General features: G+C 60.5%; 24 protein-coding genes. 11 read left to right on the top strand and 13 right to left on the bottom strand.

Going from position 1 to position 26,454, the window contains the following annotated elements; all coding sequences use genetic code 11:
• Nucleotides 1-147 precede the first annotated feature (147 nt).
• The 4 genes from lon (at nucleotide 148) to N688_RS23425 (ending at nucleotide 5,619) form a co-directional block, all read left to right on the top strand.
• Nucleotides 148-2,799, top strand: coding sequence for an endopeptidase La (gene lon, locus N688_RS20390; protein WP_081839072.1), 2,652 nt, complete (start codon nucleotides 148-150; stop codon nucleotides 2,797-2,799).
• A gap of 484 nt (nucleotides 2,800-3,283) precedes the next feature.
• Entirely contained in the window at nucleotides 3,284-3,847 is a 564-nt protein-coding gene (locus N688_RS20385; RefSeq protein WP_202901981.1) for a DUF4870 domain-containing protein, read from the top strand.
• Between the two features lie 301 nt (nucleotides 3,848-4,148).
• A complete protein-coding gene (locus N688_RS20380) occupies nucleotides 4,149-4,724 on the top strand; it encodes a DUF4870 domain-containing protein (RefSeq protein WP_052890999.1) in 576 nt (191 codons plus the stop codon).
• 277 nt (nucleotides 4,725-5,001) lie between these two features.
• Complete coding sequence (locus N688_RS23425) at nucleotides 5,002-5,619, top strand: DUF4870 domain-containing protein (RefSeq protein WP_052890998.1); 618 nt, start codon at nucleotides 5,002-5,004, stop codon at nucleotides 5,617-5,619.
• Nucleotides 5,620-5,786: 167 nt separating this feature from the next.
• Here the strand turns inward: N688_RS23425 and N688_RS20370 are convergent, their stop codons facing one another.
• From N688_RS20370 to N688_RS23055, 9 genes are all read right to left on the bottom strand, one after another.
• Nucleotides 5,787-6,191, bottom strand: a complete 405-nt coding sequence (locus N688_RS20370; RefSeq protein WP_081839071.1) for a MerR family transcriptional regulator — start codon at nucleotides 6,189-6,191, stop codon at nucleotides 5,787-5,789.
• A 133-nt stretch (nucleotides 6,192-6,324) separates the two neighbouring features.
• Nucleotides 6,325-6,483 carry a hypothetical protein gene (locus N688_RS23060; RefSeq protein ID WP_156025561.1) on the bottom strand — a complete coding sequence of 53 codons (159 nt, stop codon included), beginning with the start codon at nucleotides 6,481-6,483 and terminating at the stop codon, nucleotides 6,325-6,327.
• A 76-nt stretch (nucleotides 6,484-6,559) separates the two neighbouring features.
• Nucleotides 6,560-7,561, bottom strand: coding sequence for a DnaJ C-terminal domain-containing protein (locus tag N688_RS20365; protein ID WP_052890997.1), 1,002 nt, complete (start codon nucleotides 7,559-7,561; stop codon nucleotides 6,560-6,562).
• A gap of 382 nt (nucleotides 7,562-7,943) precedes the next feature.
• Nucleotides 7,944-8,666: a nucleotide exchange factor GrpE gene (locus N688_RS20360; RefSeq protein WP_052890996.1), complete on the bottom strand. Its 723-nt coding sequence runs from the start codon at nucleotides 8,664-8,666 to the stop codon at nucleotides 7,944-7,946.
• A gap of 271 nt (nucleotides 8,667-8,937) precedes the next feature.
• Nucleotides 8,938-9,966, bottom strand: a complete 1,029-nt coding sequence (locus N688_RS20355; RefSeq protein WP_052890995.1) for a segregation and condensation protein A — start codon at nucleotides 9,964-9,966, stop codon at nucleotides 8,938-8,940.
• A 234-nt stretch (nucleotides 9,967-10,200) separates the two neighbouring features.
• Nucleotides 10,201-10,776: an HD domain-containing protein gene (locus N688_RS20350; RefSeq protein ID WP_052890994.1), complete on the bottom strand. Its 576-nt coding sequence runs from the start codon at nucleotides 10,774-10,776 to the stop codon at nucleotides 10,201-10,203.
• A 22-nt stretch (nucleotides 10,777-10,798) separates the two neighbouring features.
• Nucleotides 10,799-11,530, bottom strand: a complete 732-nt coding sequence (locus N688_RS20345; RefSeq protein WP_052890993.1) for a site-2 protease family protein — start codon at nucleotides 11,528-11,530, stop codon at nucleotides 10,799-10,801.
• A gap of 169 nt (nucleotides 11,531-11,699) precedes the next feature.
• A complete protein-coding gene (locus N688_RS20340; RefSeq protein WP_052890992.1) occupies nucleotides 11,700-12,623 on the bottom strand; it encodes an MBL fold metallo-hydrolase in 924 nt (307 codons plus the stop codon).
• Between the two features lie 49 nt (nucleotides 12,624-12,672).
• Nucleotides 12,673-12,816 (bottom strand): hypothetical protein, encoded by a 144-nt coding sequence (locus N688_RS23055; RefSeq protein ID WP_156025558.1) that lies wholly within the window; start codon nucleotides 12,814-12,816, stop codon nucleotides 12,673-12,675.
• 75 nt (nucleotides 12,817-12,891) lie between these two features.
• Between N688_RS23055 and N688_RS20335 the strand changes: the two genes are divergently transcribed.
• From N688_RS20335 to N688_RS20315, 5 genes are all read left to right on the top strand, one after another.
• Nucleotides 12,892-13,641, top strand: coding sequence for an LppX_LprAFG lipoprotein (locus tag N688_RS20335; RefSeq protein ID WP_162179599.1), 750 nt, complete (start codon nucleotides 12,892-12,894; stop codon nucleotides 13,639-13,641).
• 54 nt (nucleotides 13,642-13,695) lie between these two features.
• Nucleotides 13,696-15,531, top strand: a complete 1,836-nt coding sequence (locus N688_RS20330) for an MFS transporter (RefSeq protein ID WP_052890990.1) — start codon at nucleotides 13,696-13,698, stop codon at nucleotides 15,529-15,531.
• Complete coding sequence (locus N688_RS20325) at nucleotides 15,528-16,754, top strand: DUF4097 family beta strand repeat-containing protein (RefSeq protein WP_052890989.1); 1,227 nt, start codon at nucleotides 15,528-15,530, stop codon at nucleotides 16,752-16,754. Before N688_RS20330 ends, N688_RS20325 begins: the two co-directional genes overlap by 4 nt.
• A 56-nt stretch (nucleotides 16,755-16,810) precedes the next feature.
• Nucleotides 16,811-17,491, top strand: coding sequence for an alpha/beta hydrolase (locus N688_RS20320; protein WP_156025554.1), 681 nt, complete (start codon nucleotides 16,811-16,813; stop codon nucleotides 17,489-17,491).
• A 423-nt stretch (nucleotides 17,492-17,914) separates the two neighbouring features.
• Nucleotides 17,915-18,592 carry a tryptophan-rich sensory protein gene (locus N688_RS20315; RefSeq protein ID WP_081839068.1) on the top strand — a complete coding sequence of 226 codons (678 nt, stop codon included), beginning with the start codon at nucleotides 17,915-17,917 and terminating at the stop codon, nucleotides 18,590-18,592.
• A gap of 146 nt (nucleotides 18,593-18,738) precedes the next feature.
• On the opposite strand, the gene N688_RS20310 is transcribed toward N688_RS20315, so the two are convergent.
• Nucleotides 18,739-20,463 carry a peptide ABC transporter substrate-binding protein gene (locus tag N688_RS20310; RefSeq protein WP_052890987.1) on the bottom strand — a complete coding sequence of 575 codons (1,725 nt, stop codon included), beginning with the start codon at nucleotides 20,461-20,463 and terminating at the stop codon, nucleotides 18,739-18,741.
• A 361-nt stretch (nucleotides 20,464-20,824) separates the two neighbouring features.
• Between N688_RS20310 and N688_RS20305 the strand changes: the two genes are divergently transcribed.
• The gene (locus N688_RS20305; RefSeq protein ID WP_202901980.1) at nucleotides 20,825-21,553 is read left to right on the top strand and encodes a cysteine hydrolase family protein; all 729 of its coding nucleotides are present in this window, start codon (nucleotides 20,825-20,827) and stop codon (nucleotides 21,551-21,553) included.
• A gap of 91 nt (nucleotides 21,554-21,644) precedes the next feature.
• On the opposite strand, the gene N688_RS20300 is transcribed toward N688_RS20305, so the two are convergent.
• The 3 genes from N688_RS20300 to N688_RS20290 all read right to left on the bottom strand — a co-directional run bounded on the left by N688_RS20300 (nucleotide 21,645) and on the right by N688_RS20290 (nucleotide 25,768).
• Nucleotides 21,645-22,982 carry a glycoside hydrolase family 3 protein gene (locus tag N688_RS20300; RefSeq protein ID WP_052890986.1) on the bottom strand — a complete coding sequence of 446 codons (1,338 nt, stop codon included), beginning with the start codon at nucleotides 22,980-22,982 and terminating at the stop codon, nucleotides 21,645-21,647.
• Nucleotides 22,983-23,297: 315 nt separating this feature from the next.
• Entirely contained in the window at nucleotides 23,298-25,031 is a 1,734-nt protein-coding gene (locus N688_RS20295) for an AMP-binding protein (protein ID WP_052890985.1), read from the bottom strand.
• Nucleotides 25,032-25,300: 269 nt separating this feature from the next.
• A complete protein-coding gene (locus N688_RS20290) occupies nucleotides 25,301-25,768 on the bottom strand; it encodes a hotdog fold thioesterase (protein WP_052890984.1) in 468 nt (155 codons plus the stop codon).
• 217 nt (nucleotides 25,769-25,985) lie between these two features.
• Here N688_RS20290 and N688_RS20285 point away from each other — a divergent pair, with 217 nt between their 5' ends.
• Nucleotides 25,986-26,435: an FAS1-like dehydratase domain-containing protein gene (locus N688_RS20285; RefSeq protein ID WP_052890983.1), complete on the top strand. Its 450-nt coding sequence runs from the start codon at nucleotides 25,986-25,988 to the stop codon at nucleotides 26,433-26,435.
• The last annotated feature ends 19 nt before the right edge of the window (nucleotides 26,436-26,454 follow it).

Below are 26,454 nucleotides of genomic sequence, written 5' to 3'. Positions count from 1 at the left end.
GTCCGTCTATGGCTCGCTCTCATTCGTCTGATCACTGAGCCGTTTGCTTCTCTTCTGTGAGAAAGCTCTCGCAAAAAATCAACAATTATTCTGTTGTTATAGTCTATATAGAGAAGAGAAATAATAGATAGTAGATAGGCGGAACTCATGAATGAGCAGCAACGCCCATCGGTGGAGCCAGAGACGATAGAGGTCTATCCGCTGGTAGCGCTCAAAAACATGGTTGTCTTCCCGCGCACGCGCATGTCCCTGGCGATTGCGCGCGAGAAGTCGGTGCGAGCTGTCGAGGAGGCGCTGTTACGGGCTGACCGTATGCTGGTCACGGTTGCGCAGCGTTCGTCGGAGATTGAAGATCCCCAGCCTGCGGACCTCTATGGCTGTGGTGCTCTGGTCGAAATTGTCACTGTGCATCGTCAGGCCGATGGGAGCCTGCAGGTGCTGCTCAATGGTCTGCGCCGTGTGCGTCTGTTGGAGTTTCAGGATCTGGAGCCGTTCATGCGGGTGAGCGTGGAGGTGCCTTCCGAGCCCCAGGCGCAGGGTCCCCAGGCCGATGCTCTCGTGCGTCATGCTACCAACCTCTTCGAGCATTACGCTCAGCTGAATCGTCGCTTCTCGGTCGAAGACATCAATTCGATCGTGGCCATTAAGTCCCCGGCTCGTCTGGCCGATATGCTGGCTGCCCATGTAGTGAGCGATGTGACCCAGCAGCAGGATCTGCTTGAGACCTTTGATCCCCTGGCGCGCCTGGAGAAGGTCTGCGTCTTTATCGGTAACGAGATCGAGATTCTGGAGCTGGAGTCGGTCATTCGCAATCGCGTGCGCTCGCAGGTGGATCGCTCGCAGAAAGAGTTCTATCTGCGCGAGCAGTTGCGTGCGATTCAAGAAGAGCTGGGCATGGAGACGCCTTCGGAGGCCGATGAGTTGCGCGAGCGCTTGCGCCAGAAGAATCTGCCTCCCGAGGCGGCGGCCAAGGTGCGCAAGGAGATCGATCGCTTGGAGCATATGCCGCCGCAGTCGGCGGAGATCGCTGTGGTGCGCTCGTATATCGACTGGATGCTGGCTCTGCCCTGGAACGAGCGCACGGTGGATAGTTTCGATCTGGAGCGTACGCGCCGCATTTTGGATGAAGATCACTACGGCCTGGAGAGCATCAAAGAGCGCATCATTGAGTTTCTGGCTGTGCGCCAGTTGCGCCTGCAGCGCGCCAGTGAGCAGGGTCAGCCCCAGCGTGGCAGTCAGGGGCAGATTCTCTGCTTTATCGGTCCACCCGGTGTCGGCAAGACCTCCCTGGGTCAGTCGATTGCCCGCGCCCTGGGGCGCAAGTTTGTGCGCATTGCCCTGGGCGGGGTGCATGATGAGGCTGAGATCCGTGGACATCGCCGCACCTATGTTGGTGCTCTGCCCGGGCGGATCATCCAGTCGATGAAGTCCGCAGGGGTGCGCAACCCGGTCTTTCTGCTCGATGAGATCGACAAGCTCTCATCGGAGTATCGGGGTGATCCGGCGGCGGCCTTACTGGAGGTGCTTGATCCCGAGCAGAATGCACAGTTCGTCGACCATTATCTGGAGGTCCCGTACGATCTCTCCGAGGTCTTCTTTATCTGTACCGGTAACGTCAAGTACCAGATCCCGCGCCCGCTGGCCGATCGCATGGATATTATTGACGTTCCCGGCTACATGCTGGAGGAGAAGGTCAATATCGGCCTGCGCCACCTGCTACCGAAGGTCCTGGCAGAGCATGGCCTGACTCCGGAGCAGCTCAAGATCCCGCGCTCGGTAATGGAGCGCATCGTGACGGACTATACGCGCGAGGCTGGTGTGCGCAATCTGGAGCGACAGCTAGCTACTATCTGTCGCAAAGCTGCGCGCCGGATCATTGCTCGCCCCTCCACTCATCTGCGCCTGACTACCGCCTCACTAGAGCACTACCTGGGTATGCCCCGCTATTCGACACCGTCGCTGAGTATGCGCATGCAGGTTGGCGCGGCGATGGGTCTGGCCGTGACTGAGAATGGGGGCATTCTCTTGCCCGTGGAGGTGGTAACAATGGCCGGCAAGGGCGACCTGCTGATTACGGGCCAGCTCGGCGATGTGATGCGCGAGTCGGCTATTGCGGCTCTCTCGTACATCCGCTCGCGAGCCACAGAGCTGAACATCGATCCCAATTTCCAGGATGTCACGGATTTGCATATCCATCTGCCGGAGAACGCCATTCCCAAAGATGGCCCATCTGCCGGGATCACGATCGCTACAGCGCTGATTTCGGCCCTGACTCGCCGCCCGGTACGCGGCGATGTGGCCATGACCGGCGAAATTACGCTCCGGGGACGGGTCCTCGGCGTCGGTGGCCTGAAAGAGAAGATCCTCGCTGCCCACCAGGCCGGCCTGCGCCATATTGTGGTGCCTGTGGAGAATAAAAAGGACCTGATGGAGATCCCTGCTCGTATCCGGCAGCAGATGCGTTTTACTCTGGTGGAGACGATGGACCAGGTGATCACTGCGGCTCTGGCTGAGTCTTCCCCCGGGGAGAGTGAGGCCAACAGCGACAGTCAGACGCTGGCCGAGCCTCAGCCGCGTCCTTTACATGCCGATGAACGTTTGCCGGCTTCGCGTGGGCGCCCGCGCTCGCGTCACGCTGCTATTGAGAACCGGCGGGTTGAAGAACAGGTTCGTCAGGGAGAAGAACCCCAGGAGCCACCGTCGCTGATTCTTCCCGTGCAGGAGGATCATGCCGCCGACGCGCCACAAGCGCAGCTCGGCGCCCGTGCTCTGGATGAAACGTCTGAAGGGGAAGTCTGAGCGCTGTCTCCTTCTCTGCCTCCAGTTCTGATCAAGGATCAAATTGATCCTCTACGAATCCCCAGCTGGGGCGTTTACTCTTAAGAAGGGAAATCTCTGAGCAGCGCTGAGTTGTCTGTGCAAAGAAGGAAGGCAGCCTATCATGTTCCTGTGCACGCTCATACGCTGGTAGCCATGCTGAGTCGTACGCCGATCTGCCTGTTTCCTTGGAGTGCCATGTCGCCAGTCTCGCTTTTGATCGAGATGGCGAGAGCAGCAAAGGCCCATGACCTGGGCAGAGCACAAGGGGGGCAGGCAGAGGAGCAAACGGCTCATGGGCAGGTAGAGGGATCACATAGAGCAAAAGACTGCTGAGTGCTGCTTCGGACAGGACGGTCCGGGCGCGCAGTGATCCTGTGATTGTGCACTTGCTCCAGTGGCGATCGCGCAGAGTTTCCTGGCATTACAGTTCTCTCTTAGGAGAGAAGAAAGAGGGGCATTAATAATGAGCTGGAATCCCACGCCTGGGCAGGAGCCCAATCAGCCGGGTAGTGGTCAGTATGGAGGCTATTCCTCGCAGCCCGGCGGTGCTTATGGCTCCCCTCCGAATAATCCGTACGGTAGCCCTCCCTCTGGTGCCAGCTATGGGCAGGCCCAGTATGGTCAGCAGCCCTATGGAATGAGCGGTGCGGCAAGCGCTCTTGGTCCCACCTCAATGGGAATGGAGGCCAATCTGGCCGCCGGCCTCAGCTATCTGGTGGGTTGGGTCACTGGGCTGATTTTCTTCCTTGTCGAGAAGCAGAATCGCTTTGTGCGCTTCCACGCCATGCAATCGATCATCTGGTTCGGCGCCTTGACTGTCGTGGAGATAGCTCTGAGAATCGTGTGGATAGTCCCCTTCCTGGGGCTGCTGGCCTTCTGCTTCCAAGGACTCATCGGCCTGCTTGGTTTCGTTTCCTGGATCGTGCTCATGATCATGGCCTTCCAGGGCAAGTACTTTAAACTGCCGGTTGTCGGTGACTACGCCGAGCGCTACGCGAGCCCGCCGCCCACTGGCACCGGTTTCTAGATCCCCTGCTCAGAGAAAGATCCTGATAGGCCCTTAGAGAGAAGGAGAGCGCTGCAGCAGCACTCTCCTTCTCCGCATTGTATTCCTGCAGCTTCTCTCTTCCTTCCCAACCAATGCCGCTGGCCTGTCACTGTCCGCTTGCTGGACTGCGCTCCAGCCAGCAGCAGCCCTCTTCTGCTCCGCTGACCCACCCTCTCCAGGTCTCCTGGTCTCCTACAACTCTGGCCGTTCCCTGTGCGTAATATCATAAGGGGAGTAATAAACAGAGGCATTGTCATTATCACAGAGTGAGTGCAAAAGGATGAGCTGGAATCCGAATCCGCAAGAACCGACACCGCCACCTTATGAAGACCCTCAGCAGTCTTATCAGGGCTATCAGTATGGTCAGCCCTATAGTGGTGGCTACAGTCAATACAGTCAATATAGTCAGCAGCAACAGCAGCAGTACCAGCCTGGCCGCTGGGGAAGACTGGGTTACTCGTCTGCCGAGGACGCCGCCATCGCCGCCGAGGCGAGTGCGCCGACCTCCTCTGGTTTGCCCGCGAGTGTAGCGGCAGCCCTGGGCTACCTCTTCTTCTGGCTGAGCGGGCTGATCGTCTTCGTGACGGAAAAGCGCAATCGCTTTGTGCGCTTCCATGCCATGCAGTCGCTGATCTTCTTTGGACTCGTCACGCTGGTGCTGATCGCGCTACGTATTGTAGAATTCATCCCTGTGATTGGGGCCGTTGCCGGTTTTCTCGATGCCTTGATCCAGCTGCTGGCTACTGTTGGCTGGGTTGCTTTGATCGTCCTCACCTTCGTAGGACGCCATATACGCTTGCCTGTCATTGGAGACTATGCCGAGCGCTACAGTGGCCCGGCTGGCCCTCGCTTTTGAAGCCAGCCTTCGCCCAAAGAGTACAACCCTTCTCTGGAGTCCCACGTAATATGGAAGATGGCAGGCGGAGGACTCTGAGCTGGCGGCGGACGGACTTGACTGAGGTGAGGCAAAGTAACCTTACTCAGCCTGGTTAAGGCGAGGTGTCCTCTCTCGCCATTGAGGGTGGTGCCTTCCCGCTGAGGGGCGCGGAGCTGCCGTTTTTCTCTCTGGGAAGGCGCTAGCTCGCTTCCCAGAAATGCAGAGCAGGCCCAGAGAGCAGGAGTAGTGATTGCCTATGAGTTGGAATCCGAACCAGCAGCCGGCGCAGGGGCCAGAATCATCACAAGCACAGCAGCCGGGACCTGGCTATGGGGGATATGGCAGGTACCAGCCTGGCCCAGGCAGCCCGCCCTATAGCTACAGTCCTTACGGTCAGCAACAGCAACAACAACAGCAACAACAGTATTACACTTATCAGCCGCCGTCTAGCGTCACGCGGGCTGGCAGCGTCTTTGATCCCACCTCACTGAAGATGGATGCCAAGAGCGAGGCGCTCTTGAGCTACCTGTTCTGGTTTTTCACTGGCATCATCTTCTTTCTGGTGGAGCGCAAGAATCGCTTTGTGCGTTTTCACGCCGCGCAATCGATTCTCTGGTTTGGGGGACTCACCCTTCTCTTTGCCCTGGTGAGGGCGATCGGGCTGATTCCTCTACTGGGCACCATCATTCTTGCTCTTCCTGTCAGCTGCGCCAGCGGTGTGATCCTGGTAGTTGGGGGACTCTCCTGGCTCTTCCTGATGGTGATGGCCTACCGTGGTTCCTACCTTAAGTTGCCAGTTGTCGGGGATTACGCGGAGCGCCTGGCGGGCCTCTTCATGAAGAAGCCGACCCAGCCGACGCCACCCACTGCCTGACAGGAAGGAGGAGCACGAGAAGGCCGTGGGAGACGCTCCGCGAACAACGGAGGCGCAGCAGTCTCACAGCGAGGCAGGCAGACAGACAGGCGATGCCTGTTACACCCAGAGAAGCCCCCGCCGGCCTGGTGCAAGAGGGCGGCTCTAGCAAGGACGCCTGCCTCGCCTCACGAGGAAGTCGAAGGCGACGAGGGCGACGAAGGCGAAGACAGCCCCTGCTGTAGACGCTGGATAATCTCCTTGAGGCGGCGCGTCTCGGCCTCGTGCTGCTCGCGCAGACGGGCGATCTCCTGCTCCATCTCCTGCTGCATTTGCTCCATACGATCCTTCATATGGAGAATCGCCTCCACACCGGCCAGGTTCACCCCCAGATCGCGCATGAGCCGGCGGATGTGGATCACGCGCTCGATATCCTTATCAGAGTAGAGGCGTGGACTATGGGGGCTATTGCCTTTCCGGGCAGGAGAGATCAGCCCGAGGCGCTCATAGTGGCGTAGGGTTTGCTCATGCACCTGGGCCTTCTCCGCGGCGACGCTAATGATATACCAGGCACCATCATCACGCTCCGACACGGTACCTCCCTCCTTCCTTCCTAATGCTCAGGCCGTGCCTGGTCGCTGCCCGGCCTGCCATGCTACATGAACGCATGATCACGTCAGTCAAATCGGTTCGTGAAGACAGGTGATCGCGCGGGCCAATGGGCGATCACAGCAGCTGGTCGATCACAACGCTCATCAGATCATCGACAGCCTCTGAGACCGGCGATCGGACCGGGCGGGTGGGTAGATCGTGCCCTGGACGCGCCAGGCCGAGCGAGCCGAGCCAGGTCAGGCCGGGCTGGAAGTGGGCAACCAGCAGGGCCACTGGCTTACTGGCTGACGGCTAGTTGATAGGTTGAGGCGATCGAGCGAGGCGAGTCAGGCAGGGCGCGCCCGACTGATCAGGTGGCCGAGCGAACCTCGACGTTGCGGGTACGGGCCAGCTGTTCAAAGAGCTGGCGCTCCTCATCGCTAAGGTGCATTGGTAGCACGACACGCACCCGCGCATAGAGATTGCCCTGGCCCTCGTTCCGCAGGCGGGGCATGCCTTTACCCGCCAGGCGGAAGAGCCGCCCATTCTGCGTTTCCGGCGGAATGGTCAGCATCAACTTGCGCCCATCGGGGAGAGGAACGAGTGTCTCCCCGCCCAGCAGGGCCTTATAGAGATCGACATCGATATCCAGATAGAGATCGTCGCCGCGGCGTTCATAGACTGGGTCAGGCTTCACGCTGATGATCAAGTAAAGATCGCCGCGGGGCCCGCCTCCGCTGCCGGGCTGGCCTTCACCGGCGACGCGGATGCGCGAGCCATTGTCAACGCCGGGAGGGATCTTGACCTGGATTTTTTTACTACGTACGACCGTGCCCTGAGCGCCGCAGGTTGCGCAGGCTCGTCCATGCACCTCGCCAATACCCTGGCAGACCGGGCAAATCTCGGTCGACTGAATGTTGAAAGTGCGCGTGCCGCCGGTATAGGCTTCGCGCAGCGTCACCTCAACCGGCTGCTCAATATTGTCCCCAGTCCGCCGCCGGAACTCCTGGCGCGGCGTGCGAGCGCCGCGCCCGAAAAGCGCCTCGAAGAAATCGGAGAAGCCACTGTTCGTGTCGAAATCGATGGTTGAGGAGCGCCCATTGCCATAGGGGTAGGAGCGCCGGAAGCCCGAGAAACCGGCAAACTGATCCTGCCAATTGGGGCCGAGCGCATCGTACTTGCGTCGCTTCTCCGGGTCAGAGAGCACCTCGTACGCCTCATTAATCTCCTTAAACTTCTCCTCGGCGAAGCGGTCGCCTGGGTTGACATCAGGGTGATATTTGCGGGCCAGCTTGCGAAAGGCCTTTTTAATCTCATCGGCGCTGGCCCCGCGAGCAACGCCGAGGATCTTATAATAGTCTTTGTATTCCATCTGCCCGCCCCTTTGGACGTTGAGAGCTGTCTAGCTCTGATAGCTGGATGGCTGGCTTGCCAGCTGCTGCCAGCGTGCTTGCTTGCGGAGCCACTACGGGTCTATCATCGTCGCAGAACCCTACCACGTTGCCCCTGGCCTGCGGCAATCTCTGGTAGTGCCCGGCCTGTCAGTCGGAACCGGAGTGCAGGGAAAGGCCGCGCTGTTGTTTGGGGGCTTGACCAGAAAGGAGCGCTGTAAGCTGCTGCAGCTCGCCACCGGACCGGGATGCTCTCGCTCCTGCCTGTTGCCTGCCCCGCGAGCGCATTGATGACTCGTCTGGTTCAGCTGGAGTGACTGGAAGTCTCTTGCCTGAAATGAGCCTTCCCCTGGTGGTCGCGACTCAGGCTTCCCCTTGCTGTTCGCGTTGTTCCTTCTTGCTAGCGGCCACCGTCACCTTAACGCGGGCGGGGCGCAGCGTCTCATCGCTCAACTTATAGCCCTTGCGGACCTCCTCTACAACGAGGCCCTCTGGCTTCTCGCTATCCTCGACGGCCTCGACGGCCTCATGGATATAGGGATTGAACTGCTCGCCCACCGTTGGCACTGGGGTCAGGCCCTCACTGCGAATCAGCTCGTTCATCTGCCAGGCCACCAGGCGCAAAGTTTGCTGCAGGCCCTGGCGATCCAGACTGTCCTGATACACCAGCGCGCGATCCAGATTATCCATTACCTCCAGCAGCTTATTCAAGAGGGCCTTCTTCTGCTGCAGGACACGATCGGCAATCTCGCGCTCACGCCGCTTGCGGAAGTTTTCCAGATCAGCGCGCTCGCGGACAAACTTGTCCCAGTTCTCGCGGGCTTCCTGGCGAGCCTGGGCGAGCTGGGCCGCCAGGTCAGCCTGCTGGGCCTCCAGTTGAGCGATGCGCTCCTCTAGCGTAGGGGCGGGCTGCCCCTCAGCCGCGGCAGCTGGCGTCTCGGCAGACTCGGCTGGCGCAGCTGCTGCGTCGGCGGTAGCTGCCGGCTGTTCCTTTTGAGGCGTCTCAGCCGCCGATGCCGGTTCCTGACTTTGGCGCGTTTGCTCAGGCTGCGGCCTCTCGGTAGTTTCCCTGGGTTCGTCCGTCATAACAACACTCCCCTCGTGCTTGGGTCTTGAGTCTATCTAGAATGGCACAGGGCGCAGCTTGGCGCCGCACCCCGCCAGAGGTTCTCTCTCGGTTGCTTTGCTGCACCTGCTCTGCTGCAAGCGCTTTATTCAGGGGATTTACTATTGTTTTAGTATAAATTTTGAGCCAGCTCTTGTCAAGTTGTGCCCAAACGAACTAGCAACCGATCCTCGCGTTGCCTGGGCGTCAGGGACCGAGAGGGAGCGAGTCTGAGAGGGGCAAGAAGGGCGGCTAGTCGCTCTCTGTCAGCATCTGGGCCGACTCCTCCTGCTCTGTCTCGCTCTCCTGCCAGCGCGATCCGCGTTCAAGCAGGATCGGCCCAAAAAGGGTTTCCTGGCGGACGCTGATGCGCTCGTGTTTCCACAGGTCGAGCATGGCGAGAAAAGTCACCACGATCACCAGGCGCGAAGCGCCTGGCTCTAGCAGGTCACTCAGCCAGAGGCGTGGGGCCTGGCGGAGACGAGCGGTAATGACGGCAATGCGTTCACTCACGCGCACGCGCGCCTGGGGAAGGACCAGGCCCCCGTTGGCCTCTGGCTCGGCGCGGCTACGAGTCTCCAGCAAGCGGCGAAAGCTGCGGGCGAGAGCCTCAACCTCCAGGCCGACGAGTGTTGGCGGGGTCCAGGCCAGTTGGGCCTCAATGCCGGCCAGCAGGCTGGAGCGCCCGTACGTCTGGAGGCCCGCTTCCGCTCGCTGGCGCAGGACTGAGGCTATCTCTTTAGCGATCTTGTATTCCTTCAAATGGCGCTCCAGCTCGGCAGCCATTTCCTCGGCCTGGCGCGCCTCCTCCGAGGTCTCTTGACGTGGATTGCGCGGCAAGAGGCTTTGCGATTTGATGAACAGCAGACGAGCGGCAATGGCGACGAAGGCGGCCATATTGGCGATGGGCAGCTCCTCCTCGCGCCAGCGGCGCAGATAGGCCAGGTATTGATCCGTCACGGCCACCAGAGAGATCGTGGTGATCTCCATCTGGCGTTTCTCGATCAGGTAGAGCAGAAGCTCCAGAGGTCCCTCGAAAACCGGCAGACGCACGATGTAGCCAGTGTGGGGCAGCCCCCAAAGTTCTGAGGCGCCCTGAAGAGGAAACTGAGAGGGCCGCTCTTGGTCTCCCCTTGTCTCTGATGCTCCCTGCTCCGGCTCCGGCTGCTCCTGTTGGCTGGAGGCCTGGGCACGGCGCGACCTGGGCGCTGTGTCAGCCGGAGGAGTGGAGAAAGGAGCCGCTGTCTGAGCCTGTCTGTTGCGCTCGTTGTCCTGTGTCATGCCGGCAAACCTCGTCCGTGGTGGGTGGCCTATCGCTGGTTGCTCACTTCCAGTCCTGGACGGCGCCAGGACTGCTCTGGCGGAATGGAAGTAAATGGCTGCACTGTGCTGGTCCTGATGGATGGGCCTGGGCCAGCAAGGTCAGTATAGAGGGAGATGGGGGACGGGTCAATCGCTCCCGCCCACTCTGCGACCTATCTATCTATCCATCCATCCATCTTCTCCCCGCCCAGACTACGATCGCTCATCAACGCGGTGCAGCTCGGCGGCAGGCCCATCTGGCTCGTGGTGGGTACGGATATAGAGTACTGTGCGCTCGGAGAGGCCGGCCTGAGCTGCCAGAGCAGCGCCAACTTCAGCGTGCCACCAGGCGTAACCGAGCGCCTGCTGCCAGCGGGGCCGCTCTGGCTGTGGATAGAGCGCCAGGCGCGCCAGCAAGCGAGGTGCAAAGCGTTTGCCAAGCACGATCACGGGCCGGGTCCAGAAGGGCACGCGCCCATTCCCCTTGCCGACGTCGTGCAGGAGCGCGGCGATCAGCAGCTCCTGGTCGCGGCAGCCGCCCGCCAGCAAGCCGTGATAGACGCGCAGACAGTGAGCCTGGTCAGCGAGCGACATGCTCTCGAAAAGAGCCAGTGCGGCAGGAGGTAAGAGAGCGGCCACCTCGGTCCGCTCGGCGCTGCTCAGGGGACGGCTGGGACCAAGCTGAGCCCAGACCTGCTTGAGGCGATAGCCAAGGCGTCCAAAGCGCAAGAGACCGCTCGACCGCTGTGGCCTGAGTCTTAAGCTCGCCTGGCGCTGTTCTCCCTCCATTGGTGCCTCACCACCCACCTGCTCAGAAGCTGTAGATTGCAGCGACATTTGTAATGCTCAGGTTGGTTACCAGGCCAGCCAGGAAAAAAGCCCCAGTGCGAATATAGTCAGGAATATGGGCCAGGGGGAAGCCAGGCATCTGGGCGATCTCGGCAATAAAGGGGACAATAAAGAAAAGCGCCAGGATGATCAGGGGACCCCAGGGGCCAGAGCGTGCAAATTGCAGGGCCTGACGAGTCGGCAGCAGGATATAGACAATCTGGTAGCCATCGAGCGGATAGACCGGCAGAATATTTAGAATGGTCAAAGCCAGATTGGTGCAGCCGAAGACCATCAGGAATTGCGGTATGCGTAAGAGTACCAGGTTCTCCGAGAGCAGCGGATAGATGAGGCGAGCGAGCAAGGCAAAGATCAGGCCCACCAGGAGATTAGCAAGCGGGCCGGCCAGAGTAACCAACAAGGGACCGCTGGTACGTCCGCCGCGCAGCTTCCAGGGATCGGTCTTCACCGGCTGACCCCAGCCCAGGCCAACGGGCCCAAAGGTAATGGGCATAAAGGCGAGAATCAGACACAGCAGCGTCCCAAGGGGATCGAGATGGCGGCGCAGGCGCAGTGTATAGCGTCCTTCGACCCGGGGCGTTGGATCGCCGAGCCAGATCGCCATTTGGGCATGAGCGAACTCGTGCAGCACGATGGCGATCAGAAATGAAACGACGATCATCAACGCCAAAACCACATTGATTTTCGTCTCCATCGCTCTCCTCGTTGTCGATATCGGATCTCTGTGCAGGCCCCGTAGAGGCTGGCGTGTGACTCCAGGCGCTTCTGGCCAGGGAGAGCTGCCGATGAGCTGAGGCCTTGGTGGCCTGGTGCCTCTGCTTCAGGCGCTCAACCTCCTTCAGGTGGCAAACTGACAGATGCGTTTATGGACTGACCAGCAGGTCGATCTCCATCGCTTCGCGGGCCAGGCGCGCCCGACTGAACCGCTGGCGGGTAGCGAACTCGATGCGCTCCAGCTTGTGATCATCGTAGGTTGGCTCATGGTGGAAGAGAATCAGCTCGCGTACCCCGGCCAGTTGGGCCACCGTGGCCGCCATCTCATAGGTACTATGGCCAAAGCCGCGTCGCGAATGGCGATAATCTTCGGGAGTATACTGAGCATCGTGGATGAGAAGATCGGCCCGTTCCAGGAAGGCCAGCATCTCGCTCTGGTACTCCTCTCCCCACTCCAAATCGGTGGCGTAGATCACGCGCCGTCCGGCGTGTTCGATGGCGTAAAGCAGCGAGCCATTTTGTGGGTGAAGGGTCGTAAACCGGGCATGGACGCGGACCTCCTCCGGCGGGGGCGGCGGTTCCCGTGCGGCCTGGTTTTCTTGCAGCAAGAGCGGCTGCTTGCAACCGGCTTTCCAAATGATCCACATGTTATCTTCCAGGGTGTAGAAGGCCCGCTGCGATGGTAGCTGACGAATATCGACAGGGAAGTAGGGTGGCGACATGATGGGTGCAACCAGCCCTTCGAGATCGCGTCCAGCAAGGCGGGGACCAAAGAAGTCGATGCTGACCGTTGGTTCATAGAGAGGAGCAAAGAAAGGCAATCCTTGCAGGTGGTCACCGTGAGCGTGGGTGATCAACAGCGCGATATGGAGCGCGTTACCGTGGCTGCGCCGCAGCAGTGAATCGCCCAGGGCGATAATGCCGCTGCCGGCATCCAGCACCAGCGTGCGCCCGCTGGCGTTCACTTCGACGCAGGCGGTATTGCCGCCGTAGCGCAGCGTCTGTGTTCCTGGTACCGGGTAGCTGCCGCGCACGCCCCAGAAGCGAACACGGAAACGCGGCTGCTCAGCCATCAGTTGCTCCTTCGTGCCTGCTAATGTATTGCCTGTCGTTGCATGGTAATTATAGCTTGCGCTGCTCTCCTTGAAAAGGGCTGCTCTTCCCATGCGGCAGGCTGACCAGCAAGAGCGGCGGTAATGGCAGACTGGGGGCAGGCGGAAGGTCCGGGGAAAGCAGGAGAATCGCCACCTTACCTTCAGTCGTCATAGCTGGTACAATCCTTAGCAGAAACATAGGACGAGGCGGAGCATGCACCATCAGAAGAGACAGGTGTCGAACGGTATGAAGGCGACCAGCAGCCTGCCCTGTGGCGGGCGAGCAGGGAGGGCCAGGCCAGGCCAACGAGGATGGTTGTCGGCGGTGGTTGGAGCGGTGGCGCTGGCGGCCCTGCTCTTGTTAGTGGCCTGCGGCGGCAGCTCGGCCCCCGATGCGCGGCAAGTGCTCGCCGCATCCCAGGCAGCCATGCAAAAGGTTCACTCCTACCATTTCAATCTCCAAGTCGAACACGCTGGCAGCAGCGCTACCCTGGTCATTCAGAGTGCTGATGGCGATCTGGTCGTACCTGATCGCTTGCAGGCCAATGCCGGCGCGCTTGTACTTGGCTCGCTGGTACAGGTCAAGATCATTGTGGTGGGTGGGCAGCAGTACATTACCGACCCGGTTACGGGGCGCTGGCAAACCATCAATGGACTGCCTGATCCCCGTGTGCTCTCTGACTCGCGCACCGGCATCTCCGCCCTTTTGGGGCAGATCCGCAATCCGTCTACACCCAGCGAGAGCAGCGTCGGCGGGGTGGCTTGCTGGCAAATCTCCGGCAAGCTCGATGCCAGCTATCTGCGCGGCTTGCTGGGCGACCAGACGCGAGCTGGTTCGCAACTGGACGCCGTGGTCTGGATCGGCAAGAGCGATCACCTGCTCTATCAGCTGCGCCTGACTGGCGTTGCTGCCGATGGCGACACCAACCAGACGGTGCGCACGTTGAAGCTCTCCAAGTTCAACGAAGCGATTACGATTAGTGCGCCAGCTATCTAACGGCCCCTGGGGGCTGAGGGCTGCTGGTGCCTCCTGGTTACTGGAGGTGAATGGGTGCGCTCTCTTGCAAGTGCCGGGCGCCGTCAGCGTGAGATGCCTGGGCAGTTACCCCTGCTGGCCCTGGTCTTTGTCTGCGCGGCTGTCTTCCTGACGGCTCTCGATCAGACAGTGGTCGTCACGGCGCTTCCCCAGATCATCACTGATCTACAAATACCAATCTTGCAGCTCGACCGCGCCTCCTGGATTATCAGCGGCTACTTGCTGGGATATGTGATTGCGATGCCGCTATTGGGGCAGCTAGCTGATCGTTATGGGAGGCGGCGTCTGCTGCTGTTGTGCCTGGCTGTCTTTGCCTGTGCCTCGTTGATTTGTGGGCTGGCTCCCTGGCTAGGATCGCTGAATGATTTGAGTTTCTTGCAGATACTCGGCATTGACACGCAATCGCCCGGCCTGGTCTGGTTAGTGGGGGCGCGCGTGCTCCAGGCCGCGGGCGGCGGCGCCATCGTCCCGATCGCTATGGCCATTGCCGGCGACTACTATGGCGCACGCGGGTTAGGTCCAGCTCTCGGGCTGATTGGGATGGTCACCGAGGCTGGGGGCGTGCTCGGCCCCCTCTACGGAGCCTGGATTACGCAGACGTTCGGGTGGAGCGCGATCTTTCTGCTCAACCTGCCTCTGGTGGCTGTCCTCATCGTGCCGCTGGCTTTCTGGCTGCGGGTGCCAGGGGCAGGGCAAAGGCAAGGGCAAGGGCAAGAGAGGCGGCCAGGGATTGACCTGCTTGGTGCTGCTCTGCTTGGCGCTGTCCTCCTCTGCCTGAGCCTTGGCCTGGCCCAGGAGGCTGCTCTCTTAACAGGGGGACAACCCGGCGGCCTCCAGGCTCGCAGCGTGGCCGAGACCGCTGGTGCCCACGGCAATCCTCTCTTGATCGGGTTGGCACTGCTGCTGCTCATCCTGTTCGTGTTGGTGGAGCTGCGCTTACAGCCAGTGGAGTCGGCTGAAGAAGGCCAGGTCAGTCCTGCGAGGAGAGGGCGCTGGTCCAGGCTGAAGCTTCCTGGTCGAGGTGTGCCCGTGCTCGACCTGCGGCTCTTTCGCCGCCTTTCCTTTGTGGCGGCGGCTGTGGTCAGTCTGCTCGTGGGGGCAGCTCTGATCATTGCGATGGTAGACATCCCGATCTTCGTGGCCACTGTGCTTGGCGAGACGGCCATCTCCAGTGGTCTTGCCTTGCTGCGGCTGACGGCGATGATCCCTGTCGGGGCGCTGGTCGGTGGCTGGCTCTGCGAGCGTCTGGGAAGCCGGCCTGTGGCCATTGCCGGGCTCCTGTGCGCCGCGGCGGCGTTCTGGTTGATGCATTGGTGGCCGCTGCGCGTGGACTGGAATCAGATCACGCTGAGCACCATGCTGGGAGGCTGGGGCTTTGGCCTGGTCATTGCCCCCATTGGGGTGATTGCGCTGGATGCGGCGCGCGAGCAACGGGGTGGCCTGGCGGCGGCTCTCGTCACGATGCTGCGCATGGTAGGGATGATTCTCGGCCTGGCGGCGCTCACTTCCTGGGGCCTGGGCTATTTTCGTGCGCTGGCTGCTGCTTTTGTCCCCCCGCCTGGAGTCACTCCCTTCAGCTCTGCCTACCTGGACGCCTATACAGCCTATCTGGTCGCCTCTGCCCACACCGTCTACACCACGATCTTCCTGGTAGCTGGTGTACTCTGTCTGCTGGCTGTGCTGCCAGCTTTAGCCTTTCGAGAGAGCCAACCTGTGGCCTTCTTCAAGCGTACTTCACAAGGGAGGCAGGAGTCTTCCCAAGCGACAACTGACGTGGTTCGGCCAGGACGGACCGCGAGCGAGAGCGAAGCCATCCCGGCGCCGGACCCAAGAGAAGGGGAGCAGCTATGAGCAGAGAGAGCAAGGGGCCTCGCTGGTCTGAGGAGCCAGAAGAGGATAGCTGGCCTGGCTATGAAGAAGGGTTACCTCCAGGCCGTCGAGCGCAGCGCCGCGCTCAGGCCAGCGACTACAAGGCCACGTACTGGCAGCCAGCGGAGGAGCGGCTGAGGCGCAGAAGGGCATCTCAGTCGCAAGGACAGGACGCTGAAGAGGAGGTAGTGGAAGAGGTTGCCATGAGAGGAGGACGGGAGAGTCTCCTGTTTGCCGAGGAGGAGGAGCCTTCGAGCTATCGAGGCGGGCACCAGACAGCCTACCTGCGACGGCGCAAGCGCCGTGGCCACCCCTGGCTCTGGTTTCTCGGCGGATGCAGCGCGGCTATCTTTCTGCTACTGCTCGGGATCGCCGTGGCCGTCTTTGCGGCTCTGCGCAGCGTCACCGGCAGCAGCCCTTTGCCGATTCTGGGGCCAACTCTCAACACCTATACTCAGACGAATCAGCAGACCATCCCTATTAACAATTTGCAGCAGCTCAAGGTTAGCAGCCAGATCGGCAGCGTGGACATCGCTGTCGATTCTAGCCTGTCTGCCCCGGAGCTGACGATCATCAAACAGGTGAAAGCGGGGGGACAGGCCGAGGCCGATGAAGAGTTCAAGCGCATCAGCGTTCAGATACAGCCGGGACTAACCAGCTTGCAGGTCACGACAACGTTGCCGCAGAGTGAGGGCTTGAATGGCCCCAACGACACCGTCAATTTGCGCTTCAAACTGCCGACTCAGGTCAATCAGGGAGCTACCCCTTTCGAGCTGAATGTCGAGCTGGCTGTGGGCGATGTCCACATCCAGGGCCTCAATGGCATGCTGGTGGTCGAGAATGAGGCGGGCAATATCACCGTTGACAGGGCGATCTTGACCAATGGCAGCAGCCTGCGCACAGTCAATGGCCAGGTAACCTTCAACGGGTCGCTCGATACTCGTCCTGTGGGCAACGGGAGGCCGCTCTTTCAGATTCACAGTGAGGTTGGCCAACTCGATGTTACTCTGCCAGCTTCCATCGCTGTAGTGGTGGATGCCTACGTGAACAGCGGCAAGATCGTCAGCGCCTTCCCCATCCAGGTCAGTACTAATGCTGGCTCAGCTACCTACTATGGGCCTCTAGTACCAGGGAGTGGGCCAACGCCAACAGCGCTCTTGCGCCTCGATGTCGGCACCGGCACTATCAATCTGCACAGTGCATAAAGTAGCATATCTGTAGCGGACAAAAGATTCGTGCTATACTATGAGAGTGACGACTCTTGCTATGGGTAGCTCTTTATTTTCAGACTAGAAAGGCGGGGGATGTTATCGCACAGATCTTACATGTTGACATACCGTCACCGCTGGGCCGCCTTGAGGGCATTCTGAAGCCCGAGGAAACAGGCGTCAAACCGCACTACGTCTCCCTGGTCTGTCATCCGCATCCGCTCTATGGGGGGACGATGGACAACAAAGTTGTCTTCAAGGTGGCCCAGATCCTTCAGGCTTTGCAGATCCCGGCGCTGCGCTTCAACTTTCGGGGGGTAGGGAGAAGTTCGGGTAGCTATGATGAGGGGAGGGGGGAAATGGATGATGTGCGCTATGCGCTGGACTTCCTCAGCCATCGCTATCCGGGCCTCCCGGTCATTCTTGCTGGTTTCTCCTTTGGCGCCTATGTGGGCCTGCGGGTGGGGGCTGCCGATGGCAGGGTGCGGGCGCTCATCGGCCTGGGCGTGCCCGCGCGCAGCTTCGAGGGCGATACCCTGCAGGGCTGCACCAAGCCCAAGCTGATCATCCACGGGACTCGGGACGAAGTGGCGCCTTATGCTCTGACCGCGCGCTGGTTCGAGCAGTTACCGGCTCCCAAGACGATGATTGCGGTCGAGGAAGCGGACCACTTCTTCCAGGGGCGGCTAGACGAAGTGCAGACGATTATTGCTAGCTTCGTTCAGACGTTGTGACAGCCAGGTGGCGGCCTGCTTGCTAGCCTGTCTGCCATTTTCGGCCCACCGCAGGCAGCCTTCCCCTCCATCTGCTCCTTGCTTGCCTCCACTTGCCAGGCTGGCGGGAAGCAGCGCCGGCCCGGTCTGGCAGTGGTTGTATCTGCGCTATTGGAGCCTGTTAGTGGGTAAACGTCTCGAACGTTTGCTGCTTTCCTCCCTTGCTGTTTTTCTCCTATTCAGCTTGCTAGCCTGACTGTTTATCCTGTCCGCTGGCTGGCATCGTCAGAGCGGACGGCGCCTTCCTGAGTGACAGCTCGCTTGTTGAGAGAGGTACAATAGCAGGCAGAAAGGAGTAGAAGATCGCTAGCTCTTGGCCATCGTGGGCAGAGGCGGGTGTGCAAGGGTGCAGACCCTCCCCTGTCTGGGAAGGAGGAGACGAATATGGCGCTTAGGCTCAAGCGGGGCGATCACGGTCCGAAGAGAGGGAGGAGTTGGGAGAGCCGGGCAAGAGAGCTATGGGCGCGAGAAGCGGGCCGGCCCTGGCGCTGGTATCATGGATTGCTCTTCTATCTGCTCGTGCAAGGTTTGACCTTCGCTCTGAGCGGCCTTGTCAATCGCTGGCAGGGGAGGAAGATCAGCAGTCCGGGGCAGCTCCTTGGGGATGTCGCCTATTTCGAAGCACTGAGACAATCGATCTTTGCGCCGCCGGCCTGGGTCTTTGGTCCGGCCTGGACGATCAACAACCTGGCGGCCATCTGGGGGCTGCTGCGGGTTCTCAACAAGCCGGCCAGCAGTGAGGGGCGCAGAGCCTATCTGGTTCTGCAGGCCGCCTCATGGCTCGATTATATCGTCTTCAGCGCCGCCTATTTCGGCCTGCGCTCACCATTGAACGCGCTCCTGCTGACGCTGTTCATGCTGGGTCTGACGATAGCGAGCGTGCTTGTGGCCTTACTGCGTCTGCGTGATACGCTGGTCGCGCTCTCGCTGGCCACCCTCTTCCTCTGGCTATTGCTGGCCTCCACGGCAGCGATCTTTCAGGCCCTGTGGAACCGCGACGCCTTCTACGGGGTAGGGCCGTTTGCTGAGCCGATGCCGCGCCTCCTGAAACGGACAAAGTAGAGCAATTGAGAAAGCCGGTCTGCGCAGCCGCTGAGTGGCGATCGGTCGAGACCGCGGCGGCTGGCAGACCGGCTTTTGCTTCACCAGCGTGTGTCTGACTGAACCTCCTCCGGGGGCTTCTATCCTGCGCTCAGGGACCGGTCAGGCTAGGAATGCTGAGCGATGTAGACGTCAGCCCACAGCTCAGGCGGGAAGAGACCCTGAGCGTTGAACTTCAGGCCGATCACATACGGCTTGAGCAGGCGCACACCGATGCGCTGATCAAGCGAGAGCCAGGCCACATCGTTGACCAGTTGCTGCTCTGCCTGGTTGTAAGCCTGGTAGCGGGCTGGGCCATTGTCCATAGCGTCAGCCGCCTCCAGATTCTTCTGGACCTGCTGCTGCTGAGCGGCATTGGTGGAATTGTTCTGGCCGTAGTTGACCTGGTTGTTGGGAGAACCCTTATCGAACTGGAGCGTCAGCCAGTCCTGCGGATCGGGATAGTCGGCGATCCAGGCGATCGACCAGAAGCCGATGCCTTTGGAGTTCCCCGGAGCCGCGTTCAAGTCCTCCAGCAGTTTGTTAAAGTCGGTGGCCACGGGCTTCACGGTGATCCCGAGCACGCTCTGCCACTGGCTGGTCAGCGTCGTGATCTCGTTGGTCACGTCCTGTGAGCCGGTGGGGTAGTAGAGCTGCAGCGGGGGCAACTGGCTTGCGCTCGAGAGGCCCATCTCCTGGAGGGCCTGCTGCAGGAGCTGCTTGGCCTTGGTCTTATCGCCCGCGGTCGAGGTGACGCCCTCCGGGCCGGTCAGGCTGGCGTTATAGCCCGGCATGCCCTGCGGCACGATATGATATGTCGGCTTGCGGGTGTTCTTCCAGATGGCCGACATGATCTGGTCGCGGTTGATGGCCAGCGAGAGCGCCTGGCGGAAGTGGACATTGTCGTAGGGCTTGACCAGGTAGTTCATGCCCAGGTAGTCGATCGAGAGCTGCGGCGTCTCGCTGTACTCACCGGTCCTCGCGCGCGCCTGCTGGATGTTGGTGATGGGGATCGGCGTGATATCGACCTTGCCAGTCTGGTAGACCTGGTAAGCCGTCTTCACGTCCAGATAGAAGGGCATGATGATCTGCTGCAGCTGCGGCTTGGGCCCATAGTAGTAGGGGTTGGGCACAAAGACGATCTGCTTGTTGTGCTGGTAGGACTGCACCTTGAAGGGGCCAGTACCGCCCCCCTCCTCAAGGTGGTCGGTCCAGCTCTTGCCATACTTCTCAACGATGCTCTTCTCCACCACGTAGGAGGTGGGGTAAGCCAGCGCATCCAGGAAGTAAGCGGCTTTCTTGCTGAGCGTGATGCTGATCGTCTGCGCATCGGGCGTCTTCAGGCTGTCGTTAATGAGAGTCTTGAGCTTGCCCGTGCTGAGCTGATCGACATCCTTGATCAAGTTCAAATAGCTGCCAGCGACTGGTGACTTCGTGGCCGGCTGCAGGGCGCGATCAATGCTGTAGGCCACATCTGTCGAGGTGACTGCTGTACCATCGCTGAACTTGACGTTCGGCTTCAGATGGAAAGTATACGTGAGGCCGTCGGGAGAGATGTCCCATGATGAGGCAATCTCTGGTTGCACGTTGAGGTTCCCGTCCAGCGACACCAATCCGGTGAAGACCAGGTTAATGGCGGTCGACGAGGGAAGATCGGTCACCAGCGCCGGGTCGAAGGTCTCGATATCCTGGACACCGGCGTTGGTAAAGATAAACTTTTGCTGGCTGGCTGGCGCCTTGGTCTTGGTGGTGGTGCCACTCTGTCCGCCGCCACCGCAGGCGACAACAAAGAGGGTCAGCACCCCCAGAAGCAGCAAGCGAAGAACGCCTGTGGTTACCTTCTGCTTCCTCATAGGTTTGATACTCCTTCCCGCACCATTCGAATATGTCATTCCCACAGTTCGCTGTCTGATGGCTGGAGGAGAAGCGTCCTCGGTGGATAGTTGTTCAGCGACACGTACTGATGACGAAACACTAGGGATAGCAACGAGCAACGAAGAGAACCCTGGCACCATCAGCACCCTGTTCCGGGCGCGGTTCTCTCCTCATTGACCCCTTAAGTACTACGTCACTGGGGGAAAAAATCTCACAATGTGTTATGGCTCTGGTTTGGTTTTCCCTGGGAAGAAAGTGCCAGGACAAGCGATCGCTTACCTGTTCTCTCCTTTGCTTTCTGCGGCTCCTGCGGCTTGGTAGTGATACAATGATCACAACATGCCGTTTGATATGAGCCAAGAGTTGGTCCTGGTGAGCTTTATGGATCACTATACGGTGCCTGATTTTACTACTGTTGCTCTCATTGTAATTGACATGCAAAGAGACTTCCTCGATGGTCAGCCGGCGGGAGTGACAGGAACTGTAGCAGTTGTACCCCACATTGTACGCCTGCTGCAGACCTTTCGGGCAGCAGAGCGCCCAATTGTTCATGTCGTGCGTATCTATCTGGCCGATGGTTCGAATGTCGATCTCTGCCACCGGGCGGCGGTGGAGCGCGGAGCCGGCTGGACCCTGGCCGGTTCCCCAGGTTGTGAGATCGTGCCAGCGCTGCTGCCTGACCGCTTCTCGCGCCTGGAGGAGGAGCGCCTGCTGGCCGGCCAGATTCAGTATCTCTGGCCGCGCGAGGTGGTCATCTGCCAGCCACGCTGGGGAGCCTTCTATCGCACGCCCCTGGAGGACTATCTGCGTCGGGCCCGTGTTTCGACGCTGGCGATCTGCGGCTGCAATTTTCCCCATGCTCTACGTGCCACTCTCTACGAGGCGAGCGAGCGTGATTTCCGCCTGGTCTTGGTGGAAGATGCGGTTTCCGGTTTGTATGAGCAGGGCAAGCAGGAGCTGCAGGCCATCGGGGTCTCGATCATGAGGACTGCCGAGATCGTGGCAGAGCTGCAGCGCCTCAAGGCTGACGCCAGGGAGGTGGCCGCGGACAAGCCTGGAGGGGAATGACCAGGGACAGAGGGACAGGGAGAGGCCAGCGGCTCTGGCGGCGCTATCTGCCTATCTGTCTGTCCGTCTGTCTGCCTGCCAAGGGCGTTGGTCAGAGGACTGCCTGCCAGGCTGAGCGGCGCCGGTCGACCTCGGCCATGCTTTGGGGATGGGGAGCGTGAGCTGTCGGGGCCTGGTCATCTCCGGGAGTGGTCAGCAACTGCAGGGCGCGTGTCTGACTGAGGATGCCGTAGCGTAGCTTGAGGGCCAGAATGCGCTCGACGGCGGCGTTGATCTGGCTTTCCTGCAGCTCCCCTTTGAGGACAGCCTCCTTCAGCGCAGCCAGCATGTTGCGCGTCTCACTCAGCTCACGCGGACCGAGCAGGAGGTCCTCTCCGGCTTTGACGGCCAAGACAGCTGCCTGGGCAAGAGGGTAAGTGTTGCTGATGCCACCCATCCAGAGGGTGTCGCTGATGGTGACGCCCTCGAAATGGAGACGATTGCGCAGGAGGTCGGTGACCACGGCTGGGGAGAGCGAGGTAGGCAGGCGCGGGTCGAGCTGGGGGTTGAGAATATGGGTGGTCATGACCATCGGGACAATCCCTTCGTTGATGAGGGTGCGATAGGGGACAAGGTCGATGCTGGCCAGCTGAGCCAGGCTGCGGTTATCGTTGGGCAGCACGCGGTGAGGGTCGACGCTGGCCGCACCAAGGCCCGGGAAGTGCTTGAGGCAGCCGATGATTCCGCCAGCGGTCAGGCCCTGAAGATAGGCGCGTCCCATGTTGGTGACCAGCGTCGGATCGGAGCCGAAGGTCCGCTGAGGAAGACCGGGGTTGTTCGCATTGGTGAGAACGTCGACGATGGGCATAAAATTGACGTTGAGGCCAAGGGCCTTGAGGGTCTGGGCTGCGGCCAGCCCTTGATTGTAGGCATATTGAGTGCTGCCACTGGCGCCGATAGCGGCCTCAGAAGGGCGCTCGCCCGTAATCCGGCGCAGTTCGTTGACGTAGCCACCCTCAAAGTCGGTGCTGATGAAGAGGGGAATATGGGCGTGGGCTTGCAGAGTCGCGTTGAGGGCTGTGAGCTGGGTACTGCTTTCGACGTTACCGTTGTTGTTTTCGATGAGGACGCCTGAGACCTGGCTGGTCTCGATCATCTGCTGCAGGTCGGGGCTGTAGCTGGCGCCGGAGAATTCAACAATGACCATCTGGCCGAGCTTTTGCTCAAGGGTCAGATTGCGTACGATGCCACGGGCAAGCTCATCGAGCGTTGGGGTGGCCGTGGAGGGAACCACGGTGGGCACGGTCGGACTGGCTCGAACTGTCGCCGACCCTCTCGTTGTGGTCAGGGTCTGCCCGCTACCAGGCGAGCTGGTGACGGCGCTGCAGGCGTTGCTGCTGAGCAGCACGAAAAGCAGTACAAGCAGGAAATAGCGTTTACTGATGCTCATCTGGCTTGGCCTTTGTGTGCGAGACCGGCCCGGCGACTCGCCCTGGCCTGAATCCTCTTTTGGCTCTGGGAACGAGCGAGGGCCAGACGAGCAGAGAGACCAGTACTTTTTTCCTGTTTATCGAAGGAGCTTCAGAGGGAGAGGTGCGTCGCCAGAACCGGGTGGCCATCGGGCTCTCGGCCTGCATGAGGGGTAGGACTGGGCCGCGAGGGGAGAAGCGCATGCCCAGGGGCGGGAGCTGCTGGAGACTGCCGTACTGAGGACGCGCCCCTCCGCTCCGACTCTTGTTCCGTTGTTCTGGCATAGTCGTGTTAGCTAGGGCCTGGCTTCCTGCAGCCCCAGCTCTTTGACGGCCTGCTCGCGAAGCAAGAACTTCTGCACCTTGCCGCTGGCCGTCATCGGGAAAGTGTCGGTAAACAGGAAATAGCGTGGTATCTTCTGGTGACTGATCTGACCCTGGCAGAAAGCGCGCAGCTCCTCGGCACTGAGCTGGGCACCCTCGCGCGGGCGAATCACGGCGGCGATCTCCTCACCGAAGAAGGGGTCCGGCACGCCGATCACCTGGGCCTCGGCCACACCTGGATGCTGCAGCAGGAAATCCTCAATTTCCGCCGGATAGATGTTCTCCCCGCCGCGAATGATCATCTCCTTCAAGCGGCCCACGATGCGTACATAGCCCTGTTCATCCATCGTTGCCAGGTCACCAGTATGAAGCCAGCCCTCGCTGTCGATCGTCTCCGCTGTCTTCTCCGGCATCTTGTAGTAGCCCTTCATCACCAGGTAACCGCGACAGCAGAGTTCCCCGGGCGTCCCGCAGGGAACCACCGTGCCGCTCGCCGGGTCCACGATTTTGACGTCTGTGTAGGGCAGCGGTACGCCGACCGTACTGGCCTTCAGCTCAAAGCTATCATCCGGCAGGGTCTGCGTGATCACCGGAGACGATTCGGTCAGTCCATAGACGATGGTGATATCGGCCCCGATCTGCTCCTTGACCTGCTGCATGAGTGTGAGCGGTACCGGCGCCCCTCCGGAGGTCACAGCCCGCAGCGTCGAAAGATCGTAGCGACCAAAATCGGGGTGCTGGAGGAGGGCCAGCAGCATAGTTGGCACAGCTCCGAGCAGCGTGCAGCGCTCGCGGCTGACAATCTGCAGGGTCTTGAGCGGATCAAAAGCCAGCATAGGGACCAGCGTTGTGCCCATGTAGAGGCAGCCCAGCACCGCCAGCACGCAACCAGCGGTGTGGAAAAAAGGCATCGGATTGCACACGCGGTCCGCGGGGATGCCGTTGGAGCGGCGCACGAAGAGCATGGCGTTGTTGAGGACATTGCGGTGAGTCAGCATGGCCCCTTTGGGGAAGCCGGTCGTGCCAGAGGTATATTGGATCTGGACGACGTCGTCAGGGGAGAGGCTGCGCTGGCGCTCGCGTAGAGCCTCGGGAGGAATCGCTGTCCCGGCGGCCACCAGCTCGCGGAAGAGGGCGGGCCGCCAATCACTCTGCTGAGCCAGGGCTGCGGGCTGTGGACCAATCAGACAAACGTAGCGCAGGCAGGGCAAAGCTTCACTGCGCACAGCACCGGGGGGGCCAGCGGGAGTCGTCAGCCGACGCACCGTCTCCAGACAGTCGTGATCGCGGATGCGTGCCATAAAGAAGAGGGCGGCGACATCGCCCTGCCGCAGCACATACTCCAACTCACGCGCGCGCAGAACGGGATTCACAGTTACGAGCACTAGCCCGGCCTTGGCTGCCGCCATCTCTAGCAGCAGCCACTCGGGTAAATTTGCTGCCCAGACGGCGATATGCTCGCCCTTGTGCAAGCCCAGGGCCAGGAGACCGCGCGCCACTGCCTCGGCATGCTCGCGCAGGTCACGATAGGTCCAGCGCAGATCGAGCGCTCCGCCGTACTCGGGGTAGCCGCTATAGACGACGGCCTCGCTTGAGGGCAACTCTTCAGCGCGATGATCCAGCAGGTCGCCAATGGTCATGTTCAGAAGGGGAATTTCGGCAGGCTCGCCCTGCCAGTGGGAGAGACCAGCGGTGGTCAGGCCCATAGCGTCTGCTCCTGGGGGACACTAGCAGGAACAGGATGAGGCGGCGAGAGACGTGAGGGGGGACTGCTCTGCGCGTCTGATAGCCTCTCCTGCTCACCTTCACGCCTGCCGCTCTCCTGTTCCCGCAGCCGATGCAAGAAAGCCTTCCTGCCTATCAGTACCTGTGAAGTGGAGCCAGATGGCCCGCTATGCTGAACAAGGAACGTCAGCGTTCTTACTGGTAGGTAGGGTACCTGCTGGAGCAGAGGCTGTCAAGACCTGTAGATGAATCACTCGGACGCCTGAGATGAAGCCATGAGTGGGTTGATGGCCTCGGGCGGGCGCGGTACCACGGCGAGGGTACAGCGCGAGATACAGACCAGCTTCTCCTGTTCGTCCTGAATGCGAATCTCCCAGACCTGGGTGCTGCGTCCACGGTGGATGGGGGTGGCGATGGCGGTGAGACGGCCCTCGCGCTTGGGGCGCAGGTGGTTGGCGTTGATTTCCAGACCCAGAGCCATCTGCTCCTCCATGTCGATATTGAGAGCTGTGCCAATGGAGGCCGCCGTCTCGGCCAATAGCACCGAGATGCCTCCGTGCAAGTAGCCGGCCTGCTGCTTGTGGCGGGGCCCAATTGGCATGCTTAAGACCACGCGCTCCTTGTCGGCACTGACCAGCGAGATATCCAGGGCTTCCCACAGCGTGCCAGCCCGCGTGCCATTGAGGCGCTCAACGATTTCCTGGCTCGACAGTTCCATCTATGGCTTTCCTCTGTACGTTCGTTGTTTTTGCAGCTCTGGTGCGGGTACAATTACAATACCCTGTACAGCAGGCAAATGCTGACGCCTGGCCTGAACCGTCGCCCCCTCCCAAGCAGGCGGCGGACCGCCAGGCCGCGGCTCAGTTGCCGTCGTTTCGTCCATCATTATATACTATTTCTGGCTACTTGCCGTACTGCCGAAAAAGAGGTGTCTGATGTTCGACCAGAGCAAGATCGGGCAGAGTTTTCCCCCATTCACCTATCAGGTGGAGCGCTCTAAGATTCACGAGCTGAATCTGGCGATTGGCGATGAAAACCCGCTCTACCATAGCAAAGAAGCGGCGCAAGCGGCGGGTTATCCCGATGTTCCGGCCTCACCGACGACGCCGACGACCTTCCAGTTCTGGGGCAATGCAGATTTTGTCAAGCATCTGGTGGCGATCGGCGTCAATGTGATGCGCATCATCCACGGTGAAGAGGAATACGAATACCTGGCACCGATCTACGCTGGAGATGTTCTGACTGGTGTGACTACTCTTGTGGATGGCAAGTCGCGCCAGAGCAAGGATGGCTCGTCGATGGATATTCTGACGCTAGAGACTCGCTATACCAATCAAAGCGGGCAGGAAGTTCTGAAGGCGCGTCAGGTGCTGATAGTTCGCTAGCGCGACGAGAGTCGAGAGA

This window comes from Thermogemmatispora carboxidivorans, from assembly GCF_000702505.1.
GTDB lineage: Bacteria > Chloroflexota > Ktedonobacteria > Ktedonobacterales > Ktedonobacteraceae > Thermogemmatispora > Thermogemmatispora carboxidivorans.
The sequence above is the reverse complement of the archived record's forward strand: the minus strand, read 5'-3'. Positions and strand labels throughout refer to the sequence as shown.

Bases quoted from the DNA above. Each gene is read 5' to 3' on its own strand.
- lon (WP_081839072.1), top strand. From the start codon at position 148: ATGAATGAGCAGCAACGCCCATCGGTGGAGCCAGAGACGATAGAGGTC.
- N688_RS20385 (WP_202901981.1), top strand. From the start codon at position 3,284: ATGAGCTGGAATCCCACGCCTGGGCAGGAGCCCAATCAGCCGGGTAGT.
- N688_RS20380 (WP_052890999.1), top strand. From the start codon at position 4,149: ATGAGCTGGAATCCGAATCCGCAAGAACCGACACCGCCACCTTATGAA.
- N688_RS23425 (WP_052890998.1), top strand. From the start codon at position 5,002: ATGAGTTGGAATCCGAACCAGCAGCCGGCGCAGGGGCCAGAATCATCA.
- N688_RS20365 (WP_052890997.1), bottom strand. From the start codon at position 7,561: ATGGAATACAAAGACTATTATAAGATCCTCGGCGTTGCTCGCGGGGCC.
- N688_RS20360 (WP_052890996.1), bottom strand. From the start codon at position 8,666: ATGACGGACGAACCCAGGGAAACTACCGAGAGGCCGCAGCCTGAGCAA.
- N688_RS20355 (WP_052890995.1), bottom strand. From the start codon at position 9,966: ATGACACAGGACAACGAGCGCAACAGACAGGCTCAGACAGCGGCTCCT.
- N688_RS20350 (WP_052890994.1), bottom strand. From the start codon at position 10,776: ATGGAGGGAGAACAGCGCCAGGCGAGCTTAAGACTCAGGCCACAGCGG.
- N688_RS20345 (WP_052890993.1), bottom strand. From the start codon at position 11,530: ATGGAGACGAAAATCAATGTGGTTTTGGCGTTGATGATCGTCGTTTCA.
- N688_RS20340 (WP_052890992.1), bottom strand. From the start codon at position 12,623: ATGGCTGAGCAGCCGCGTTTCCGTGTTCGCTTCTGGGGCGTGCGCGGC.
- N688_RS23055 (WP_156025558.1), bottom strand. From the start codon at position 12,816: ATGACGACTGAAGGTAAGGTGGCGATTCTCCTGCTTTCCCCGGACCTT.
- N688_RS20335 (WP_162179599.1), top strand. From the start codon at position 12,892: ATGAAGGCGACCAGCAGCCTGCCCTGTGGCGGGCGAGCAGGGAGGGCC.
- N688_RS20325 (WP_052890989.1), top strand. From the start codon at position 15,528: ATGAGCAGAGAGAGCAAGGGGCCTCGCTGGTCTGAGGAGCCAGAAGAG.
- N688_RS20315 (WP_081839068.1), top strand. From the start codon at position 17,915: ATGGCGCTTAGGCTCAAGCGGGGCGATCACGGTCCGAAGAGAGGGAGG.
- N688_RS20310 (WP_052890987.1), bottom strand. From the start codon at position 20,463: ATGAGGAAGCAGAAGGTAACCACAGGCGTTCTTCGCTTGCTGCTTCTG.
- N688_RS20305 (WP_202901980.1), top strand. From the start codon at position 20,825: ATGCCGTTTGATATGAGCCAAGAGTTGGTCCTGGTGAGCTTTATGGAT.
- N688_RS20300 (WP_052890986.1), bottom strand. From the start codon at position 22,982: ATGAGCATCAGTAAACGCTATTTCCTGCTTGTACTGCTTTTCGTGCTG.
- N688_RS20295 (WP_052890985.1), bottom strand. From the start codon at position 25,031: ATGGGCCTGACCACCGCTGGTCTCTCCCACTGGCAGGGCGAGCCTGCC.
- N688_RS20290 (WP_052890984.1), bottom strand. From the start codon at position 25,768: ATGGAACTGTCGAGCCAGGAAATCGTTGAGCGCCTCAATGGCACGCGG.
- N688_RS20285 (WP_052890983.1), top strand. From the start codon at position 25,986: ATGTTCGACCAGAGCAAGATCGGGCAGAGTTTTCCCCCATTCACCTAT.